Annotated in this window: 13 protein-coding genes and 1 pseudogene; 4 read left to right on the forward strand and 10 right to left on the reverse strand. The window is 60.1% G+C overall.

The window, feature by feature from the left end:
* Nucleotides 1-300: 300 nt before the first annotated feature.
* The gene (locus tag PSH65_RS02330) at nucleotides 301-663 is read right to left on the reverse strand and encodes a hypothetical protein (protein ID WP_305424763.1); all 363 of its coding nucleotides are present in this window, start codon (nucleotides 661-663) and stop codon (nucleotides 301-303) included.
* A 571-nt stretch (nucleotides 664-1,234) separates the two neighbouring features.
* Complete coding sequence (locus PSH65_RS02335; protein ID WP_305424765.1) at nucleotides 1,235-1,903, reverse strand: polysaccharide lyase family 7 protein; 669 nt, start codon at nucleotides 1,901-1,903, stop codon at nucleotides 1,235-1,237.
* A 316-nt stretch (nucleotides 1,904-2,219) separates the two neighbouring features.
* On the opposite strand from PSH65_RS02335, the gene PSH65_RS02340 reads away from it, so the two are divergent.
* From PSH65_RS02340 to PSH65_RS02350, 3 genes are read left to right on the forward strand one after another with little or no spacing between them, the layout of a single operon-like run.
* The gene (locus PSH65_RS02340; RefSeq protein WP_305424766.1) at nucleotides 2,220-4,343 is read left to right on the forward strand and encodes a bifunctional diguanylate cyclase/phosphodiesterase; all 2,124 of its coding nucleotides are present in this window, start codon (nucleotides 2,220-2,222) and stop codon (nucleotides 4,341-4,343) included.
* Nucleotides 4,344-4,388: 45 nt separating this feature from the next.
* Nucleotides 4,389-4,880 carry a M48 family metallopeptidase gene (locus PSH65_RS02345; protein ID WP_305426930.1) on the forward strand — a complete coding sequence of 164 codons (492 nt, stop codon included), beginning with the start codon at nucleotides 4,389-4,391 and terminating at the stop codon, nucleotides 4,878-4,880.
* 26 nt (nucleotides 4,881-4,906) lie between these two features.
* Nucleotides 4,907-5,203, forward strand: a complete 297-nt coding sequence (locus PSH65_RS02350; RefSeq protein ID WP_007894945.1) for a helix-turn-helix domain-containing protein — start codon at nucleotides 4,907-4,909, stop codon at nucleotides 5,201-5,203.
* Nucleotides 5,204-5,300: 97 nt separating this feature from the next.
* On the opposite strand, the gene PSH65_RS02355 is transcribed toward PSH65_RS02350, so the two are convergent.
* Nucleotides 5,301-5,753 (reverse strand): GNAT family N-acetyltransferase, encoded by a 453-nt coding sequence (locus PSH65_RS02355; RefSeq protein ID WP_305424767.1) that lies wholly within the window; start codon nucleotides 5,751-5,753, stop codon nucleotides 5,301-5,303.
* A gap of 259 nt (nucleotides 5,754-6,012) precedes the next feature.
* On the opposite strand from PSH65_RS02355, the gene PSH65_RS02360 reads away from it, so the two are divergent.
* Entirely contained in the window at nucleotides 6,013-6,750 is a 738-nt protein-coding gene (locus PSH65_RS02360; protein WP_305424768.1) for an ABC transporter substrate-binding protein, read from the forward strand.
* 155 nt (nucleotides 6,751-6,905) lie between these two features.
* Here the strand turns inward: PSH65_RS02360 and yccS are convergent, their stop codons facing one another.
* The 7 genes and pseudogenes from yccS to betA form a co-directional block, all read right to left on the reverse strand.
* Nucleotides 6,906-9,089, reverse strand: coding sequence for a YccS family putative transporter (gene yccS / locus PSH65_RS02365; protein WP_305424769.1), 2,184 nt, complete (start codon nucleotides 9,087-9,089; stop codon nucleotides 6,906-6,908).
* Between the two features lie 273 nt (nucleotides 9,090-9,362).
* Nucleotides 9,363-10,542: pseudogene (locus tag PSH65_RS02370) on the reverse strand (NAD(P)/FAD-dependent oxidoreductase).
* A 147-nt stretch (nucleotides 10,543-10,689) separates the two neighbouring features.
* Nucleotides 10,690-12,027, reverse strand: coding sequence for an ATP-dependent RNA helicase DbpA (dbpA, locus tag PSH65_RS02375; protein ID WP_229768771.1), 1,338 nt, complete (start codon nucleotides 12,025-12,027; stop codon nucleotides 10,690-10,692).
* Nucleotides 12,028-12,132: 105 nt separating this feature from the next.
* A complete protein-coding gene (gene mdtD / locus PSH65_RS02380) occupies nucleotides 12,133-13,560 on the reverse strand; it encodes a multidrug transporter subunit MdtD (RefSeq protein ID WP_305424771.1) in 1,428 nt (475 codons plus the stop codon).
* Nucleotides 13,561-13,707: 147 nt separating this feature from the next.
* Entirely contained in the window at nucleotides 13,708-15,057 is a 1,350-nt protein-coding gene (locus PSH65_RS02385) for a TldD/PmbA family protein (RefSeq protein WP_305424772.1), read from the reverse strand.
* Entirely contained in the window at nucleotides 15,057-16,499 is a 1,443-nt protein-coding gene (locus PSH65_RS02390) for a TldD/PmbA family protein (protein ID WP_305424773.1), read from the reverse strand. Before PSH65_RS02390 ends, PSH65_RS02385 begins: the two co-directional genes overlap by 1 nt.
* 282 nt (nucleotides 16,500-16,781) lie before the next feature.
* Complete coding sequence (gene betA, locus PSH65_RS02395) at nucleotides 16,782-18,485, reverse strand: choline dehydrogenase (protein WP_305424774.1); 1,704 nt, start codon at nucleotides 18,483-18,485, stop codon at nucleotides 16,782-16,784.
* Between the last annotated feature and the right edge of the window lie 21 nt (nucleotides 18,486-18,506).

Raw genomic sequence — 18,506 nt, forward strand, 5'->3', positions numbered from 1 at the left:
ACCTGTCAGACTTGACAGGTTTTAAGATGTTTTTATGGTAATTGATATCGCGGAAAGTTTGATTGCCGATGGTTTAAGGTAGCCGCAGACTTGCCGCATTGAGAATGGATACAAAAAGGGGACGCAAAAAATCAACAAAAAAGGGGACAGATTTATTTAATTTTGTTGTTCAACTGGGTTCAGTGAGTTGAGCGCTAAGATGAATTGAGCCTGAGCGTTAAGCTGCATTGATAAAAGCCCGCCGCGAGCGGGTTTTTTATTGGAAGCAAGTTTGCTCGCCTTGCTCCTACCGAACTGCGATTACTCCTTCGGTTCGACGTGATCCAGTGCCTGGTTCACCGCCAATTCGCCGAGCATGACCACTTGCGCAATGCCCAGCAAGGTCTTGCGATGTGAAGTCTCCAGCAACGCCGCGAAATTGGTGAGCATGACGGTGGCCGAGCCGAGTGTTTCGCTGGCGTTGGCCAGTAGGGCTTCGGTGTTGTACTTCGGATTGGCGAGGTACATGGGCTCGGGTTCGTTGGTGCTGGCCATGATTTGGGCGGCCGGGTTTAGGTAGTGGTCGAGGGCGCGTTCGGCGGCTTCGTGGAGTTTTTTTGGATTGAGGGATTCGTAGGGGGATGCCGGGTCGGTGACCGGCGGATGCGGCGTTGATTTAGTCATTTGCTCGAAACCTGATTGGAGTGCCCCCTCTCTGGCTACTAATCAAAGTGGAGGCAACTGTACGCAGGTTAGTAGACCGGGATTTCGAGCAAGCCGGCGCACCCGAAGGTGCCCTGCGCACAGCTACCATCAAGCGCAGGAATCGAAATCCCTGACTGACAGATGCTTGTGCACCAAGCTCGAAACCACAGGCTACTAAACCCGATCACTGGAAATCAGTGATGCGAATCAAGTTACCGATGGCCTCCCAGACGCACAAGCCGGCGGATTCTGGCGTACCTGTAGGTGGTGACGCAAGCCGTTGTAGGCCTTATGAAGTAACGCCGAGTGTCTTTAAACGTGGGCGTTTAAGTGGGGCCAGATGCCGGTCAGGGAAGAGATGGACTTGGACATAAAAAACCTGTGGCGAGGGAGCTTGCTCCCGCTGGGACGCGAAGCGGCCCCCCAAAAAGAGGGACTGCTGCGCAGCCCAACGGGAGCAAGCTCCCTCGCCACAGGTTCAGTGTCTGGCTTGGCTGCCAGTTGTTAGTGCAAAGCCCCATCACCACATGGGCGCTGGCTCCAACAGGCGTTACGTATCGTGATCGATATCCAGATGGCTGAACGTCACTTGCCCGCCTTCAGTGGTGTACCCGGTATTGTCCTGCACATAGGCGCCGGCCTTGAAGTACAGCGGTTTATCACGCCACATCGCGCTGATGTCGGTGTCCCATTGGTTGCCCGCCGCACTGATGCCCAATGCACCGCCGGGGCTGAGGTGGATGAGGTAGGAAAATTCCCGATCGAGTTTTATGCCAGTGGCGATGGTGATGACCCGGGCGGTGTCATCGTCGGGGTGCATGCGGACTTTGGCGACGATGTTTCCGGTTTCGCTGGAGTCCTTGTATTGATACTCGAGCTTCACCATGGGCTTCTGGCTTTTGTAGGCATGGATCTGACCAATGACGATCTTGCCCGTGCTGGGTACCTTGCTGACCGTAAGGGTCGCACGCAGCGAGTTATCCGCGTCGGGGTAGTACCAGTTTTTCAGCGTGCCATTGCTGTAGGTTTCGCGGAGTTCGGTGCGAGGGTAAACCGCGTTTTCGGTGCGGGTGCCGGTGACCGGCGTCCAGAAAAACAAGGTGCCGGTGTCGGAGTGGAAGTATTGATCCTTGAAGCCGTCCACCAGTTTGGTTGTTTCGACGGTGTACGGCGGACTGCCGACAGGAACGCTGAGGTTCCAGGTTGCGAGATCGATCATATTCAAGCTTCCACTTTTTTCTGTACGCACGTGCCAGAAGCTCTAGCGCGCGCCATCGGGCCATCTTTATAAGCGTAGAACGGTTGTTTGTTAATGCCCGTTTGGCAGATGGTTGACGTCAACATCCTGTCGAAATGCCACCTTTCCCGGTTTACGGGGGCTGTAGGACTGACCGTTAGTCGGCTACGTGAAACTTTACTGAAGTGACGGCACTCCGGCAGCTTCTGCTTTCGCGTATCCGGGTCTAGAGTGAAGTCGCACTATGTGTCCGGTTTTCACAAGAGACCGGCCTGAGGTCCCGAACAAGAGATGCAGCATGGAATGCGCACAACCTACGCCAGCTGAAGGCAGCTCAATCCTTTTAATTGTTGATGATTACCCCGAAAACCTGATCAGCATGCGCGCGTTGTTACAGCGCCAGGACTGGCAGGTCATCACCGCGGCTTCCGGCTTTGAAGCGCTCAGCCTGTTGCTCGAACACGATGTCGACCTGGTGCTGCTGGATGTGCAGATGCCGGGTATGGACGGTTTTGAAGTGGCGCGCTTGATGCGTGGCAGCCAGCGAACCCGCCTCACGCCGATCATTTTCCTGACCGCCAACGAACAATCCCAGGACGCAGTGATCAAGGGCTACGCCAGTGGTGCGGTGGATTACCTGTTCAAACCGTTCGACCCGCAAATTCTCAAACCCAAAGTCCAGGCACTGCTCGAGCATCAGCGTAATCGCCGTGCCTTGCAGCAGTTGAGCCATGACCTGGAAGTCGCCCGGGCCTTCAATGCCTCGGTGTTGGATAACGCCGCCGAAGGCATTCTGGTGGTGCGCGAGGATGGGCTGATCCGCTTTGCCAACCCGGCAATGTCTCGTCTGCTCAATGCCACGGTGCACGAATTGCAAGGCAAAGAGTTTCTGGATTTCCTGCAAAAGCCGCACATCCCGATCTGGGCCGACTCCGAATTGTTTGCCGGCTACAAGCGCGGTGAAACCTTGCGCCTGCACGATGCGTTGCTGCGAACCGCGCCCGGTCAGCAAGTGCCGGTGGCGTTGTCTTGTGCGCCTTTGCCCACCGAACAACATGCCATGGTGGTGACGGTGCTGGACATGTCGGTGGTGCGCCATCTGCATCAGCAACTGGAGTTCCAGGCGGTGACCGATCCGCTGACCGGGCTGCTCAATCGCCGGGGGTTCTACCAGACCGTTGAAAACCTGCTGCTGCGCGGCGAACGCTCCGACAGCACGTGGGTGCTGTTGTACCTGGACCTCGACGGCTTCAAGCGGGTCAATGATTCCCTTGGCCACGATGCCGGCGACCGGGTGCTGCGTTGGGTGTCCGAGCAGTTGAAGGCGTGTCTGCGGCCCTTCGATATTTTGGCGCGGATGGGTGGCGATGAGTTCACCGCGCTGCTGGATCTTGAGCTCCCCGAGCAGGCGGCGAAGATTGCCGAGAAACTTATCGAGCGGGTGTCGATCTGTCAGCAAATCGAAGGCATGGACATCGCCTTGGGTGCCAGCATCGGCATCGCCACTTACCCCGATTGTGGGGCTAATCTCGACGGGTTGATGCGCGCGTCCGACATCGCCATGTACGAAGCCAAGCGCGCCGGGCGTCAGCAATATCGCTTCTACGATCATGAAATGAATGGCCGGGCGCGCTCGCGGCTGATGCTCGAAGAGAGCGTGCGCACGGCCATTGAGAACCGCGATTTCAATTTGGTGTATCAGCCTCAGGTGGCCATTGCCGACGGGCAGATTCGTGGGTTCGAGGCGTTGCTGCGCTGGCAGCATCCGAGTGTCGGCGATGTACCGCCGGGGCTGTTTTTGCCGTTGCTGGAAGAGGCGCGGTTGATCAGTCGCCTGGGCAGCTGGATTTACCATCGCGGGGCCAAACAACGAAAGGCCTGGGAAACCTTGTTTGCCGAAGACCTGGTGCTGGGCGTCAGTTTGAGCAGCACGCAGTTCGGTTTGCCCAACCTGGTCACCGAATTGCGTCAGGTGCTGGAGCGCCATGGTTTGAAGCCGCGACAGCTGGAGGTCGAGGTCACGGAAGAGGCCTTGATGCTTAACCCCGACGAAACCCGCAAGCAGCTGCGTTTGCTGCGCAATTTGGGGGTGCGGGTAGCGCTGGATGATTTTGGCTCCGGGGCTTGTTCGCTGGCGCACTTGCGAGACCTGGAACTGGACACGCTCAAACTCGACCGGCATTTGATCGCCCGGTTGCCGGGGTCCGAACGGGATGCGGCGCTGGCTCGCAGCGTCATCGATTTGTGCAAACAGTTTGGTTTGTTAGTCATCGCTGAAGGGGTGGAGACGGTGGCGCAATATGAATGGCTGCAAGCCAACGGCTGCCAGTATGTGCAGGGGTTTCTGGTCGCGCGGCCGTTGATGGCCGAGGACACCCGTCTCTTTGCCGAGCCCTTCGACTGGAACGCACTGACGAGTTGAATTCGTTACACTGGTGACCTTTTCGTGACTCGTGTTGCCGCCCCAATGACCGCGTTGAAATACCTCCAGGCCTATCCCGCTACGTTGCAGGACCAGGTGCGTCAGCTGATCGCCGAAGGTCGGCTGGGCGACTACCTGAGCCAGCGGTACCCGGAAAAGCACGGGGTGCAGAGCGACAAGGCGCTGTACACCTATGCACTGGATCTCAAGCAGGAATACCTGCGTAACGCCCCGGCGATCGACAAGGTGTTATTCGACAACCGTCTGGACCTGACCCACCGTGCGCTCGGCCTGCACACTGCGATTTCCCGGGTGCAAGGCGGCAAGCTCAAGGCCAAGAAAGAAATTCGTGTGGCCTCGTTGTTCAAGGACGCGCCCTCCGAGTTTCTGAAAATGATCGTGGTGCATGAGCTGGCGCACTTCAAGGAGTCGGACCACAACAAGGCGTTCTACAAGCTGTGCGAACACATGTTGCCGGGGTATCACCAGGTGGAGTTCGATTTGCGGGTGTACCTGACTTGGCGGGATATGCAATAGAAGATCTTCTAATAAGGACCGCATGGATGGACGTGAGCAAGACCAAAAGCAGCTTCTACCGCCGGTTGTACGTGGCGTACCTGATCGACAGCGGGCTGGCCAGCAGCGTCCCGGCGTTGACCGAAGTCACCGGCATGCCCCGGCGCACGGCCCAGGACACCATCGCGGCGTTGGCGGATCTGGATATCGTTTGTGAATTCGAGCAGGAAGAGGGCGCGCGCAACCATGCGGGGCGCTATCGGATTCGCGAGTGGGGGGCGATTGATCGGGGATGGATTGAGCGTAATCTGCGGCAGATCAAAGCGGTCCTCGAGTATCCCTGAGTTTCTGTGGTGATCCGGCTGACGCCATCGCGGGCAAGCCCGCTCCCACAGGGATTTCACTGTACCTGTGGGAGCGGGCTTGCCCGCGATGAGGCCCTCAAGAACGACGCATCCCGATATGCGGAATATCATCCTCCAGGTATTCCTCACCCACCACCACAAATCCGTACCGCCCGTAGTACCCCTGCAAATGCGCCTGGGCCGAGAGGTAGATCGGTACTTCAGGCCAGTGTTTCCCGGCCTGCTTCAACGCCTGTGTCATCAACTCGTGCCCAAGCCCGGTGCCGCGTGCAGCGGGAGCAATGATCACTCGGCCTATCACCACATCGCCGCCCTGTAACTCCGGGTCGAGCAATCGCAGGTACGCCACCAGTCGATCCCCGTCCCAGCCCATCAAGTGGCAGGTGTCACCTTCCAGGTCCTGGCCATCGATGTCCTGATAAAGGCATTTCTGCTCGACGACAAACACCTCGGCGCGCAGCTGCAAAATGGCATACAGCTGCTCTTTACCCAGGTCACTGTGGTGTTTGCAGACCCAATCGATTGTCATCTTCAGATTCCTTGAACAACGTTGCTCCGATACTAAGCGTCCTGACGCGGGATGTCTTGATGGCTGAGAAATCTGTGACAAAGTCCAAAATGCCATCATTCATTTCTCGCGAGATTGTCTTCTTTGTGTAATCTGCGATGAAGCGCTGTGCAATGTCGTCGATAAGCTAATGTTAGGACCTGGGTTTCGCCGGTAGAGGGGCCTTGGAGTTTTGGCTGAAAAACACGTCGGGCAGCCCGCCCGCTAAGGATTTTCTAGCATGCCGCGATTGCATCGAGCGTTTGCTTTGATCGGATTGCTGTTGCTGACACAGGCCGCGGCAGCGCAAAAGCTGCGTCTGGTCGCCGATGCCTGGCCGCCCTTCACCGACGCTACGCTGGTCAATGGCGGATTGGCCACGGACATCGTCAGTACTGCACTGACCCGGGCCGGCTATGCCAGTGATTTCGAACAGGTGCCGTGGGCGCGGGCCTTATTTGGGGTAGGCGAGGGACGTTACGACGTGCTGGTCAACGCCTGGTACACCGACGAGCGCACGAAACTGGGGCAGTTTTCCGGCGAGTACCTGCTCAATCGCGTGCGCTTTCTCAAGCGCAAAGACGTGCCGATTGAATTCACGAATCTGCAACAACTGCACACCTATCCGATAGCGGTGGTGCGCGGTTATGCCTATTCGCAAGCATTCGACGACGATGTGTCGCTGCAGAAAGTCCCCGTGCATAGCTTCGCCATGGCCGTGCGCATGCTCGCGGCCGACCGGGTCAAGCTGACCCTGGAAGACGAGTTCGTCGCCCGGTATTACCTCGCCCGCGAGTCACCCAAAGTGCGCAATGCCGTGGAGTTTTTACCCAAGCCGTTGAGTGAGAACAGCCTGCATATTCTGGTGAGCCTGAAGAACCCCCTGCATGAACAGATCGTCGCCGGGTTCGACCGTGAGATTGCGGCGATGAAGGCTGACGGGAGCTATGAGAAATTGCTCAAGCAGCATGGGATGTAGTGGGTTTGATTCGGTGTTTGTGTTGAAGCTGCCGGCCTCATCGCGGGCAAGCCCGCTCCCACAGTTTTCGTGGTTGGCCACAAAACAGTGGTTCACCGCCGAACCCTGTGGGAGCGGGCTTGCCCGCGATGACGTCAGGCCAGTCACCACAAATCTCAGGCTTCGCTAGTGTCCTTGATGAGATGCGCCGCCAACGTCCGCAACGGCCCCAGCTGCCGGCAGATCAACGCCAGTTGCGTCTGCACCAACCGCTGCCCTTCATCGATCTCATCCGGCATTTGCTCAAGTCCATTGGCCAGGGCTTCTTCCTCATCGCTCTGAATCGCAATCGGCTGTTTGCTCGCCAGACCCTGAGCGATTTCGTCGAGGCTGGCAGCCAGGTTCACACCGGCACCGTCGATCAAATGCTCACGCACGTCCGACGGTAGTTGAGTTTCACGGTGTGCCCCCAGCCCCGACAAATAGCTGAGCAAGGTGTGCGACAGCACCAGGAAACGGAACCCGACATCCGCTTCCTTACGGAAGTGCCCTGGCTCCATCAGCATGTTGGCCAGCGTCGTCGACAACGCGGCATCGGCGTTGTGCGCGTTGCGTCGGGCCAGGCGATAAGCCAGGTCGTCGCTTTTACCGGCAGCGTATTGCTGCATGATCTGGCGCAGGTAAATGCTGTTGCAGGTCAGGGTGTTGGCCAGCACTTTGTTCAGGCGTCGACCCTGCCAGTCCGGCAGGAACAGGAATACCGCCAGCCCGGCGATCAGGCTGCCGAGCAGGGTATCGAACAGTCGCGGTAGAAGCAGCCCATAACCATCGCCCACCTGGTTGAAACAGAACAGCACCATGAGCGTGATCGCAGCAGTCGCCAGGGTGTAGCGGGTGGTGCGGTTGGTAAAGAACACCACCCCGGCAAGGATGGCGAAGCTCGACTGGATCAACGGGTTCGGGAACAGATCGAACAACGCCCAGGCCACGGTCAGGCCGATAGCGGTGCCGATGATTCGCTGCCCGAGTTTGCGGCGGGTGGCGCCGTAGTTCGGCTGACAGACAAACAGCGTGGTGAGGATGATCCAGTAACCTTGCGACGGGTGGATCAAATGCACCATGCCATAGCCGATGCTCAACGCCAGGGGCAGGCGCAGGGCATGGCGGAACAGCAAGGACGTCGGCGTCAGCTGCGTGCGCAAACGTATCCAGACATCCTTGAGGCTGCGTGGCGAACGGTCGAGCAGGGTGCTGTCGGTAGCGTCTGCGAGCGCATCGGGGTTGCTGGCGTCGCTGAGCAAACGGTCGAGCGTGCCGAGGTTGGCGGCCAGCGCGCGCAACGAACGCAGCAGACCGCGCCAGGCCGGATTGCTCTGGATACGCAGATGTTCGAGGGACGCGTGCAGGTCGCTCAGGGCCTCGGCAAAGCTTGCGTCATAAGTGAACGGCTGGCGCATCTGGATCGACTCGGCCAGCGCGCGGCAAGCCTTGCCTTGCTGGCGCAACAGGCGCTGACAGCGGAACAGCACGTCGCTGTGGAAGAACGCTTCGGCCAGCGCGTTGTAGGGGTAGTGTGAGGAACTGGCACGCTCGTGGATGTCCTGGGCGAGGAAGTACAGCTTCAGATAACGGCTGACTTTCACGCCCGGCCGACCGTCGCCGACCCGATGCAGAATGATTTCCTTGGCGGCGTTCAGGGCCGCCACCACCCGACCGTTTTGTTGCGCCAGTTCCAGCCGCTGCGCTTCCACGTCCAGCTGCCGGATCGGTTCGAACAGCGACGATTTCAGTTTCAGGTAATAACCCAGTTCACGGAAGAGCCGCGCCAGGCTCTGCTGCACTGGCTGGTTGGAAAACAGCGCCTGCCACAGCACGGAGAGCAAGCCGTACCAGGCCGCACCGGCCACCAGCAGTACCGGCTCGTGCCAGAAATCAGTGACCGCGCCGCCGCGCTGGTCCACGCCGATCATGGTGTAGACCGACAGAATCAGTGTTGCCGAAGCAATCGCGCCATAACGTTCGCCCAGCGCGCCGAGCATGGTCAGGCAAAAGCTGGCCAGCGCAAAGGCGATGATAAAGAGGACGGGGTAGGGGAAGAGCAGTTCGACGGACAGGGCGGCGACCATGAAACACACTAGCGTCACGGCGAGCGCGTTGAGGCGGCCCTGCCAACTGTCGTCGGTTTCGGCCAGGGCGCTGGCGATGATTCCCAGGAACAACGGGATCAGCAACCCCATTTGATCCTGATACCAACACAGCGCCATGGTGCCGGTCAGGGCGATGAATACCCGAACGCTGTAGCTGAATTTATCCAGCGCCCAGAGGCGACGCAGAGACTGCCGAAATGTGGTCGATGACATGAAGTGCGAAGGCCTTCCGAGGCAATGACGCTAAATTGAGCCACTAATGACGTCGACGCAATGGCGCCGATCACATCTGACAGCAAAATCTGTTCCCGGGAGTACGAGGGATCTGTTGCCGATAAAAAAATCTGTGGTTGGCAGAGAAACCTGTGGGAGCGGGCTTGCCCGCGAAGAGGCCGGTACATTCAACATCTATGTTGACTGTCAGACCGCTATCGCAGCCAAGCCAGCTCCCACAATTGACCGCATTCCACATTCAGGTTGCGTGAGTCAGACAAATTGCGCGGCAGCGTAACCGGAGGCCCAGGCCCACTGGAAATTGAAGCCCCCCAGATGCCCGGTGACATCGAGCACTTCGCCGATGAAATACAGCCCAGGGCTTTTCAGCGATTCCATGGTCTTGGACGAAACTTCGCGCGTGTCGACGCCGCCCAGGGTCACTTCGGCAGTGCGGTAGCCTTCAGTGCCAGCCGGCACGACTTTCCAGCTCGCCAGTTTTTCGGCAATGTCCGCCAGCTCGGCGTGGGTGTACTGCTTCATCGGTTTGGAGACGAACCAGTTATCCGCCAACAGATTGGCCATCTTCTTGGTGAAGATTTCACCGAGCAAGGTTTTCAACTCGCTATTCGGGCGTTCGGCCTGCTGCTGTTGCAGCCAGTCAGGCACGTCGTGATCCGGCATCAGGTTGATTTGCACCGTGTCGCCGGATTCCCAGAACGATGAAATCTGCAAGATCGCCGGCCCGCTAAGGCCGCGGTGAGTGAACAGGATATTCTCGCGGAAACTCTGATCGTTGCAGCTCACCAGGCAATCCACCGACGTGCCCGACAGCTCGGTGCAAAGCTCCTTGAGCTGATCGGTGATAGTGAACGGCACGAGGCCGGCGCGGGTCGGCAGCAGGTCGTGACCGAACTGCTTGGCGACTTGATATCCGAAGCCGGTGGCGCCCAGGGTCGGAATCGACAGGCCACCGGTGGCGATCACCAGAGACTCACAGGTAATTTGGTCGAGGGTGGTTTGCAGCAGATAGCCGCTTTCCATTTTCTCGATGTGCTGGATCGAGGTATCCAGGTGCAGGCTGACGCCGACCTGATCGCACTCGTCGAGCAGCAGGCCAAGGATGTCGCTGGATTTGTTATCGCAGAACAACTGGCCGAGTTTCTTCTCGTGGTACGGCACGCCGTGTTTGGCCACCAGACCGATGAAATCCCACTGGGTGTAGCGCGCCAGGGCGGATTTGCAGAAATGCTCATTCTGCGAGAGGAAATTGCCCGGCTCGGTGTACATGTTGGTGAAATTGCAGCGTCCACCGCCCGACATCAGGGATTTTCTTGCCGGCCTTGTTCGCATGGTCGAGCAACATCACCTTGCGCCCGCGCCCGGCGGCGGTCAGCGCACACATCAACCCTGCGGCGCCAGCGCCAATGATCACGACTTCGGTAGAGCGCAAAACGGTGTCCTCACACTAATTTTAAATTCACCGGCAAACCAATGTGGGAGCGGGCTTGCCCGCGATGGCGGACTGACAGACAACATTGTGTTGAATGTACTGGCCTCATCGCGGGCAAGCCCGCTCCCACAGGGAAGTGCGCTGTTTTTAAAGGATGCGTACGCGCAACGAGCGGCCTTTGATTTTACCGTCGTTCAGGCGCTGCAAGGCTTGCTTGGCGATTCCGCGTTCCACGGCCACATAGGCCTGGAAGTCGAAAATCGCAATCTTGCCGACCTGGGCACCCGGGATGCCGGCGTCACCCGTCAGTGCACCAAGAATGTCGCCCGGACGTACCTTGTCTTTACGGCCCGCACCAATGCACAGCGTGCTCATCACCGGCAGCAGCGGTGCGCCGCCCTGGGACTTGAGGTTGTCCAACTGATCCCAGCTCAACGGCGACTTCTGCAGTTGCTCGATGGCCTGGGCGCGGTGCGCTTCGGACGGTGCGACCAGGCTGATCGCGATGCCTTTCTCGCCCGCACGACCGGTACGGCCGACACGGTGAATGTGGATTTCCGAGTCGCGGGCCAGTTCGACGTTGATCACCATGTCCAGCATATCGATGTCCAGACCGCGCGCGGCGACGTCGGTGGCGACCAGTACCGAAGTACTGCGGTTGGCGAACATGGCCAATACCTGATCGCGGTCACGCTGTTCCAGATCACCCTGCAGACCCACGGCGGAGATGCCTTTGGAGGTCAGGTGATCAACGGTTTCCTGAACCTGCTGCTTGGTGAAGCAGAAGGCCACGCAGGACGCCGGACGGAAATGCGCGAGGACTTTGACCACCGCGTCCATACGCTCTTCCGGAGAGATTTCGTAGAAGCGCTGCTCGATCTGCGTATCGTCGTGGAACGCCTCGGCCTTCACGATCTGAGGGGTGCGCATGAATTTCGACGCCAGTTGCTTGATGCCCACCGGGTACGTGGCGGAGAACAGCAGGGTCTGGCGGCGCTCCGGGGTCTGGGCGATGATTTCTTCGATGGAATCGTAGAAACCCATGTCGAGCATGCGGTCGGCTTCGTCGAGGATCAGCGTGTTCAGGCCATGGAGCACCAGCGAACCCTTGCGCAAGTGCTGCTGGATGCGCCCCGGGGTGCCGACGATGATGTGCGCGCCATGCTCCAGCGAGCCGATCTGCGGGCCGAAGGACACGCCGCCGCACAGGGTCAGCACCTTGATGTTGTCTTCGGCACGGGCCAGACGACGGATTTCCTTGGCAACCTGGTCAGCCAACTCGCGAGTCGGGCAAATGACCAGCGCCTGGCAACCGAAGAAGCGCGGATTGATCGGGTTCAGCAGGCCGATACCGAAGGCGGCGGTCTTGCCGCTGCCGGTCTTGGCCTGGGCGATCAGGTCCATCCCCTTGAGGATCACCGGCAAGCTTTGCGCCTGGATCGGCGTCATCTGGGCATAACCGAGGGAGTCGAGGTTAGCCAGCATGGCGGCGGACAGCGGCAAAGTATTAAAAGCGGTGGCGATGGTGGTCACGGGACTGGCCTGCAAAACAAAATGTCGCGCAGTGTATCAGTCTCGTGGCCATTCGCCCTAAGGCTCGATGTGTTCTTCCGGATGCCTGACGCGCCGTCCGTCAGTTCTAGACAGCTGCGAGAAGATCGTTGCAGCCAGCATCGCCATGATTCCGACCGTCACAAACGTCAGCTGGAACGCGCCCAGAACCGTGTCTACGCCGTCATTGCCGATCTCCGCCGTGAAGCCACCGAGCAAGGCGCCGGCGCAGGCCACACCGAGGCTCAGGGACAATTGCGCGACCACCGACAGCAAACTGTTGCCGCTGCTGGCGCTGGCGTCGTCGAGGTCGATCAGCGTGACGGTGTTCATTGCGGTGAACTGCAAGGAGTTGATCGCTCCCAGAATGGCCAACTGAGCCAGCAGCAGCCAATACGGCGTCTGCTCGCTGACCAGGCCCATGCTTGCCAGCATGATTCCCAGCGCCAATGTGTTACCGGTCAGCACGCTGCGGTAGCCGAAACGTTCGATCAGCGGCCGCGCCACCGACTTGGCGACCATCGCGGCCGCAGCCAGGGGCAACATGCTCATCCCGGCCTGTGACGGTGAGTAACCCAGCGCCACTTGCAGCAGCAACGGCACCAGGAACGGTAATGCGCCGCTGCCGAGGCGAGCGAACAGGTTGCCGAGGATGCCCACGGCGAAGGTCCGGGTCTTGAACAGCGACGGCGCAAACAGCGGATTGTCGATGTGCCCGGCCCGTAGCCAATACGCCGCCAGACACGCCATGCCGCCAAACAGCAGCAACATCACTCGCAGGTGCGGCAGGTGCAATTCACCGAGGCCTTCCATGGCGATGGTGATCAGCACCATCGCCGCGCCGAACAGCAAAAAGCCCAGGCTATCGAAGCGGGTGCGCTCACTGCCGCGCAGGTCGGGAATGAATTTCCATACCGCGTAGCAACCGAGGACACCCACCGGCAGGTTGATCAGGAAGATCCAGTGCCAGGTCAGGTATTGCACCATCCAGCCGCCCATGGGCGGACCGATCAGCGGGCCGAGCAGGCCAGGAATGGTAATGAACCCCATGATCCGCACCAGCTCCGAGCGCGGATACGCGCGCAGCACCACCAATCGCCCGACCGGCAGCATCAACGCGCCGCCCAAGCCCTGAATCACCCGGGCGCCGATGAGCATGCTCAGGGTGCTGGACAAGGCGCAGAGCAATGAGCCGAAGCTGAACAGGAGGATCGCGCCGAAGAAGATTTTCCGAGTACCGAAGCGGTCGGCGATCCAGCCGGAGGCGGGGATCAGTAAGGCGACGGTGAGCATGTAGGCGATGATGACGCCTTGCATGCGCAACGGGTCTTCGGCCAGGTCCCGGGCCATGGCGGGGAGGGCGGTGTTGAGGATCGTCCCGTCGAGGGATTGCATGAAGAAAGCAATGGCCACAACCCACGGTAACCAGCGGGCGGTGACAGCGTCGAGAGGTGGGCGGTTGGGCATGGGACCTCTTGTGGGTTGGTCTGGTAACCGTTGATCGTTCCCACGCTCCGCGTGGGAATGCATCCTGTGACGCTCTGCGTCACGCCTGCATTGGGACGCGGAGCGTCCCGGGCGGCATTCCCATGCAGAGCGTGGGAACGATCTGTGTCAGAGGGTCAAGGTCAATCGGCTGACGAGCGCGCCCGGCAACAACGCCGAGGCCGTGGCTCGCTGACTGTAGGTGCTGGCCGACAACATCAGCTCGCGTTCCTCGGTCAACGCTTCCAGCTGCGAACCGAGCAGGCTGTAGGCGCTGTCATCGAAACGCATGGTGCTGACCGGTGCCTGAATCTCGCCGTTCTCGACCCAGAAGGTCGCGAACCGTGTCATGCCGGTCAGGCGCGCCGCCGGTTGGTCCGAGTAGTTCAGGTACCACAGGTTGCTGATATACAAACCGGTGCCCAGTTGCTTGAGGATCTCGGCGTCAGGCAACGAGCCGGCCGCCATGTTCAACGCACTTGGCGCTTCACCGCCGCCAGCACCGTTGGCGGTCAGGCCGTACTCGGCGGCGCTGCGTGAACCGACCAGTTGCTCACCCGCCTTGCCCTCAACAATCAGCCGCAGATCACTGCGCGGATAACCTTCACCGGAGAACGCCGGGCTCAGGGAGCCGCTGACTTTTTCATCCAGGGACACCAACGGGCTGAACGAACTGTCGCCACCGTAGAGCTTCTGCAACGGACTGCTTTTGCTGGCAATCGACTGCGCCGAGAACCCGCCCCAGCTGAGCATGCCCATGATTTCTTCCAGGGCCGCCGGCGCGAGGTAGGCGCGGTACTGACCCGGCGCCAGCGTGCGCAATGGCCGCCCGAGAAACGCCAACTGCTCGCGGGCCTGCTGGAAACGCCGGGCAAAGCCTTCGCTGCTCCAGTCGTGCCCGGCATAGCTGGCTTTCACCGCCTGACCGTTTTCATGGAACAGGCTGAAATCGAAGTTGAAGCTGTTGGCCTGATGCCAGCCGAACGCGCCCGAAGAACTGGCGAAACCGCGACTGATCGGCCCGGCGGCATAGAAACCGACCAGATCCAGCCCCTCGCCGGCCTGAGTGATTTCAGCGACCACCTGCTCGGTGTCCGGCAGCGGATGATCCTGCACGTTGTTGCTCTGCCAGTCGTCATGGTTGAGCAGCAGGTACGGGTCCTGAGGCAGCAACGGCAGGGTTTCGCGCAACTGTTGTAGCCCATCGGCCAGACGCTGAAGGTCGACTTCCGGATCGCCCGACAACGTGATATCGAGGTCGGCGTGGCGGCCGTCGTTGATCAGTTTGAAGCCGATGCTTGCCTGCTGCACCTGCCCGGCCTGACGGACTTTGGCGTGGTTGAAGCGCACGAAAGCCGACGACTCGGCGGCGTAGCTGAGGGTGAACTGCTCCGGCGTGCGCAGTGCCTCGCGCAGCCAATTGACCAGCTCCTTGAATGACTCGGCCTGGCTATTTGAAGTGCTCGTGGAAGTACTCATCAGGCGTCTCCTCCAAACACATCCACATTGCTGAACACACAGGCCGGCGACGCATGGCCGACGCGGATCACCTGGTTCGGTTCGCCCTTGCCACAGTTCGGCGTGCCTAGCACTTTGACGGTGTTGGCATCGCCGACAGCGCTGAGGCTTTTCCAGAATTGTGCGGAAATCGCCCGGTAGTTCGGGTTCTTCACCACACCCTTGAGCTCGCCGTTTTCGATCAACTGGCCCCATTCGCAACCAAACTGGAACTTGTTGCGCGCATCGTCGATCGACCACGAACGGTTGGTGCTCATCAAAATGCCGTGCTCGATATTGCCGATCAGCTGCTCCAGCGGCTGATCGCCGGGCTCGATGTTGAGGTTGGCCATGCGGTCGATCGGCGGGCGGTTCCAGCCGCAGGCGCGGCTGTTGGCAACGCCATCCATGCCGGCACGAAATTGCGACAGCGCGCCGCCCAATGGCCGCAGCAGCAAACCTTCTTTAATCAGAAATTGCTTGCTGGCGGCGCTGCCGTCGTCGTCATGGCCGTAGCTGGCGAGTTGCTCGGGGATGTCCGGGTCGAACGTCACGTTGAGCAGTTCGGAGCCGTATTGCAGGCTGCCGAAATCTTCTGCCTTGACGAAACTGGTGCCGGCGTAATTGCGCTCATCGCCGAGGATGCGGTCCAACTCCAGCGGGTGACCGATGGACTCGTGGAATTGCAGCATCATCTGATCAGGCATCAGCAACAAATCGCGCGGGCCTTGCGGAGTGTTCGGCGCCAGCAGCAATTGCAGCGCCTGGTCGGCGACTTTCGGGCCGGCACCGATCAGGCCGCAACGGCTGATCACATCAAAGCCGCCCTGCTGGCCGAAGTTCTCGCGGCCAAGACTGCGAGTCTGGCTGTCGCTGCCGTCGTAGGCGGTGACGTCCACGCTCGGGTAAACGAAGCGCTGGGCCTGACGCAGTTCGGCGCCGGCGCTGTTGAGGTAGATTTGCTCGACATTGGTGATGCCGATGCTCGCCTGCCAGTTCACCAGTCGCTCGTCCTTGGGCACGGCGGCGGATTCGGCGCCGAGCAGTTGGTAGCAATCGCTCAGGGACGGGAAGGGCTGGTCGAAGTTGGGCGAGAAATAGTCGGCGCGATCGCTGGAGACGGCTTGCTCACGCAGGTCGAGCAGGGCGTGGGGCTTGAGTCGACGGGCGTGTTGCTCGGCTTTCTCCAGCGCGGCTTGCAGGCCGGATTGGGACAGGTCGTTGGTCGCGGCATAGGCTTCGACGCCGTTGACCCGAACGGTCAGCATCGCGCCTTCGTCGCGGCTCAGGCTCGGCGGTTCGGCGACGTTCTTGCGCACCGACAGGTACTGGCCGGACTCGCGCACATAACGCAGCGAAAAGAATTCAGCGCCCGTGCGCAAGGCAGCAAAACGCTGCTTGAGCTGGGGGTGGAAATCGAACATTCGGGAACCTCCTTGGTATGGAGTGGCGATGTGTCGGTATTGCGAGGGGATGAAGCGTTTGCGTGGCGCTAGATTAGGCTTGGGCGGGGGGTAGATCAAGGGCGCAGCGGTGTAGGGAGGGATTGCCCGGTGTATGGCATGAAGTTATGTGTTGTTTGGTCGGGCCCCTTCGCGGGCAAGCCCGCTCCCACAGTGGGCTTGGGTGGATTACAAATTGCGAATCCACCCCGGAACCTGTGGGAGCGGGCTTGCCCGCGATTGGCCGCGATGCGGTGTTACGGCTTACTGAGCGGTAGGGCTCACATCCCGCAACGGCTTGCCACGCACCGGTGCATCACCGGCCACGTAGTATTTGGCCGTGCTACGCGGCAATGGCTTGCGACCGCGGATCTTGTCGGCGATTTTCTCGGCCATCATGATCGTTGGCGCGTTCAGGTTGCCGGTGGTGATGATCGGCATGATCGAGGCATCGACCACGCGCAGGGCTTGCAGGCCGTGCACACGACCTTCGCCATCGACCACGGCCATCTCGTCGGTGCCCATCTTGCACGAGCAGGACGGGTGGAACGCGGTTTCGGCGTGCTCGCGGATGAACTTGTCCAGTTGCTCATCGGTTTGCACGTCAATGCCCGGGCTGATTTCACGACCACGGAAGGCGTCCAGTGCAGGCTGTTGCATGATTTCACGGGTCAGGCGGATGCCGTCGCGGAATTCCTGCCAGTCCTGCTCGGTGGCCATGTAGTTGAACAGAATGCTCGGGTACTCGCGCGGATCCTTGGACTTGGCCTGGATGCGACCACGGCTTGGCGAACGCATGGAACCCATGTGCGCCTGGAAGCCGTGCTCTTTCACGCCGTTGCTGCCGTTGTAGTTAATCGCCACCGGCAGGAAGTGGTACTGAATGTTCGGCCAATCGAATTCCGGACGGGTGCGGATGAAACCACCGGCCTCGAACTGGTTGCTGGCGCCGATGCCGGTGCCGTTGAACAGCCACTCGGCACCAATGGCCGGCTGGTTGTGCAGCAGCAGCGAGGGGTACAGCGAGACCGGTTGGGTGCAGGCGTATTGCAGGTACAGCTCAAGGTGATCCTGCAGGTTTTCACCCACGCCCGGCAGGTCGTGGACCACCGGGATGTCGAGCTTGTTCAGCAGTTCGGCCGGGCCGACACCGGAGCGTTGCAGAATCTGCGGCGAAGCGATGGCGCCGGAGCACAGCAGCACTTCCTTGCGGGCACGGGCTTCAACGCGCTCTTCAGCGGCGCCGATCAGGTAACGCACGCCGACCGCACGCTTGCCTTCGAACAGGATCTTGTCGGTCAGGGCGTGAGTGACGATGGTCAGGGTCGAACGCTTCTTGGCGACGTCCAGGTAACCGCGAGCGGTACTGGCGCGACGGCCGTTCGGCGTCACGGTGCGGTCCATCGGGCCGAAACCTTCTTGCTGGTAGCCGTTGAGGTCTTCGGTACGCGGGTAACCGGCTTGCACGCCGGCTTCAACCATCGCGTGGAACAGCGGGTTGTTGCCGGCTTTCGGCGTGGTCACGCTGACCGGGCCGTCGCCACCGTGGTAGTCGTTCGGGCCGATGTCACGGGTTTCTGCCTTGCGGAAATACGGCAGGCAGTCGAGGTAGCTCCAGTCTTCCAGACCGGGCAGCTTCGACCAGTTGTCGTAGTCCATGGCGTTACCACGGATGTAGCACATGCCGTTGATCAGGGAAGAACCACCCAAGCCCTTGCCGCGACCGCATTCCATCCGGCGGCCGTCCATGTGTGGCTCTGGATCGGTTTCATACGCCCAGTTGTAGCGACGACCTTGCAGCGGGAACGCCAGGGCGGCCGGCATTTGCGTGCGGAAGTCGAGACGGTAATCCGGGCCGCCCGCTTCGAGCAGCAGCACAGTGACGCCTTCGTCTTCAGTCAGACGGGTCGCCAGGGTGTTACCGGCCGAGCCGGCACCGATGATGATGTAATCGAATTCTTGGGACATTGAATGCACCCTCTTTGAAGT

Origin of the sequence: Pseudomonas sp. FP603 (assembly GCF_030687415.1) — a bacterium.
GTDB classification, from domain to species: domain Bacteria; phylum Pseudomonadota; class Gammaproteobacteria; order Pseudomonadales; family Pseudomonadaceae; genus Aquipseudomonas; species Aquipseudomonas wuhanensis.

Bases quoted from the DNA above. Each gene is read 5' to 3' on its own strand.
- PSH65_RS02330 (WP_305424763.1), bottom strand. From the start codon at position 663: ATGACTAAATCAACGCCGCATCCGCCGGTCACCGACCCGGCATCCCCC.
- PSH65_RS02335 (WP_305424765.1), bottom strand. From the start codon at position 1,903: ATGATCGATCTCGCAACCTGGAACCTCAGCGTTCCTGTCGGCAGTCCG.
- PSH65_RS02340 (WP_305424766.1), top strand. From the start codon at position 2,220: ATGGAATGCGCACAACCTACGCCAGCTGAAGGCAGCTCAATCCTTTTA.
- PSH65_RS02345 (WP_305426930.1), top strand. From the start codon at position 4,389: ATGACCGCGTTGAAATACCTCCAGGCCTATCCCGCTACGTTGCAGGAC.
- PSH65_RS02350 (WP_007894945.1), top strand. From the start codon at position 4,907: ATGGACGTGAGCAAGACCAAAAGCAGCTTCTACCGCCGGTTGTACGTG.
- PSH65_RS02355 (WP_305424767.1), bottom strand. From the start codon at position 5,753: ATGACAATCGATTGGGTCTGCAAACACCACAGTGACCTGGGTAAAGAG.
- PSH65_RS02360 (WP_305424768.1), top strand. From the start codon at position 6,013: ATGCCGCGATTGCATCGAGCGTTTGCTTTGATCGGATTGCTGTTGCTG.
- yccS (WP_305424769.1), bottom strand. From the start codon at position 9,089: ATGTCATCGACCACATTTCGGCAGTCTCTGCGTCGCCTCTGGGCGCTG.
- dbpA (WP_229768771.1), bottom strand. From the start codon at position 12,027: ATGCTGGCTAACCTCGACTCCCTCGGTTATGCCCAGATGACGCCGATC.
- mdtD (WP_305424771.1), bottom strand. From the start codon at position 13,560: ATGCCCAACCGCCCACCTCTCGACGCTGTCACCGCCCGCTGGTTACCG.
- PSH65_RS02385 (WP_305424772.1), bottom strand. From the start codon at position 15,057: ATGAGTACTTCCACGAGCACTTCAAATAGCCAGGCCGAGTCATTCAAG.
- PSH65_RS02390 (WP_305424773.1), bottom strand. From the start codon at position 16,499: ATGTTCGATTTCCACCCCCAGCTCAAGCAGCGTTTTGCTGCCTTGCGC.
- betA (WP_305424774.1), bottom strand. From the start codon at position 18,485: ATGTCCCAAGAATTCGATTACATCATCATCGGTGCCGGCTCGGCCGGT.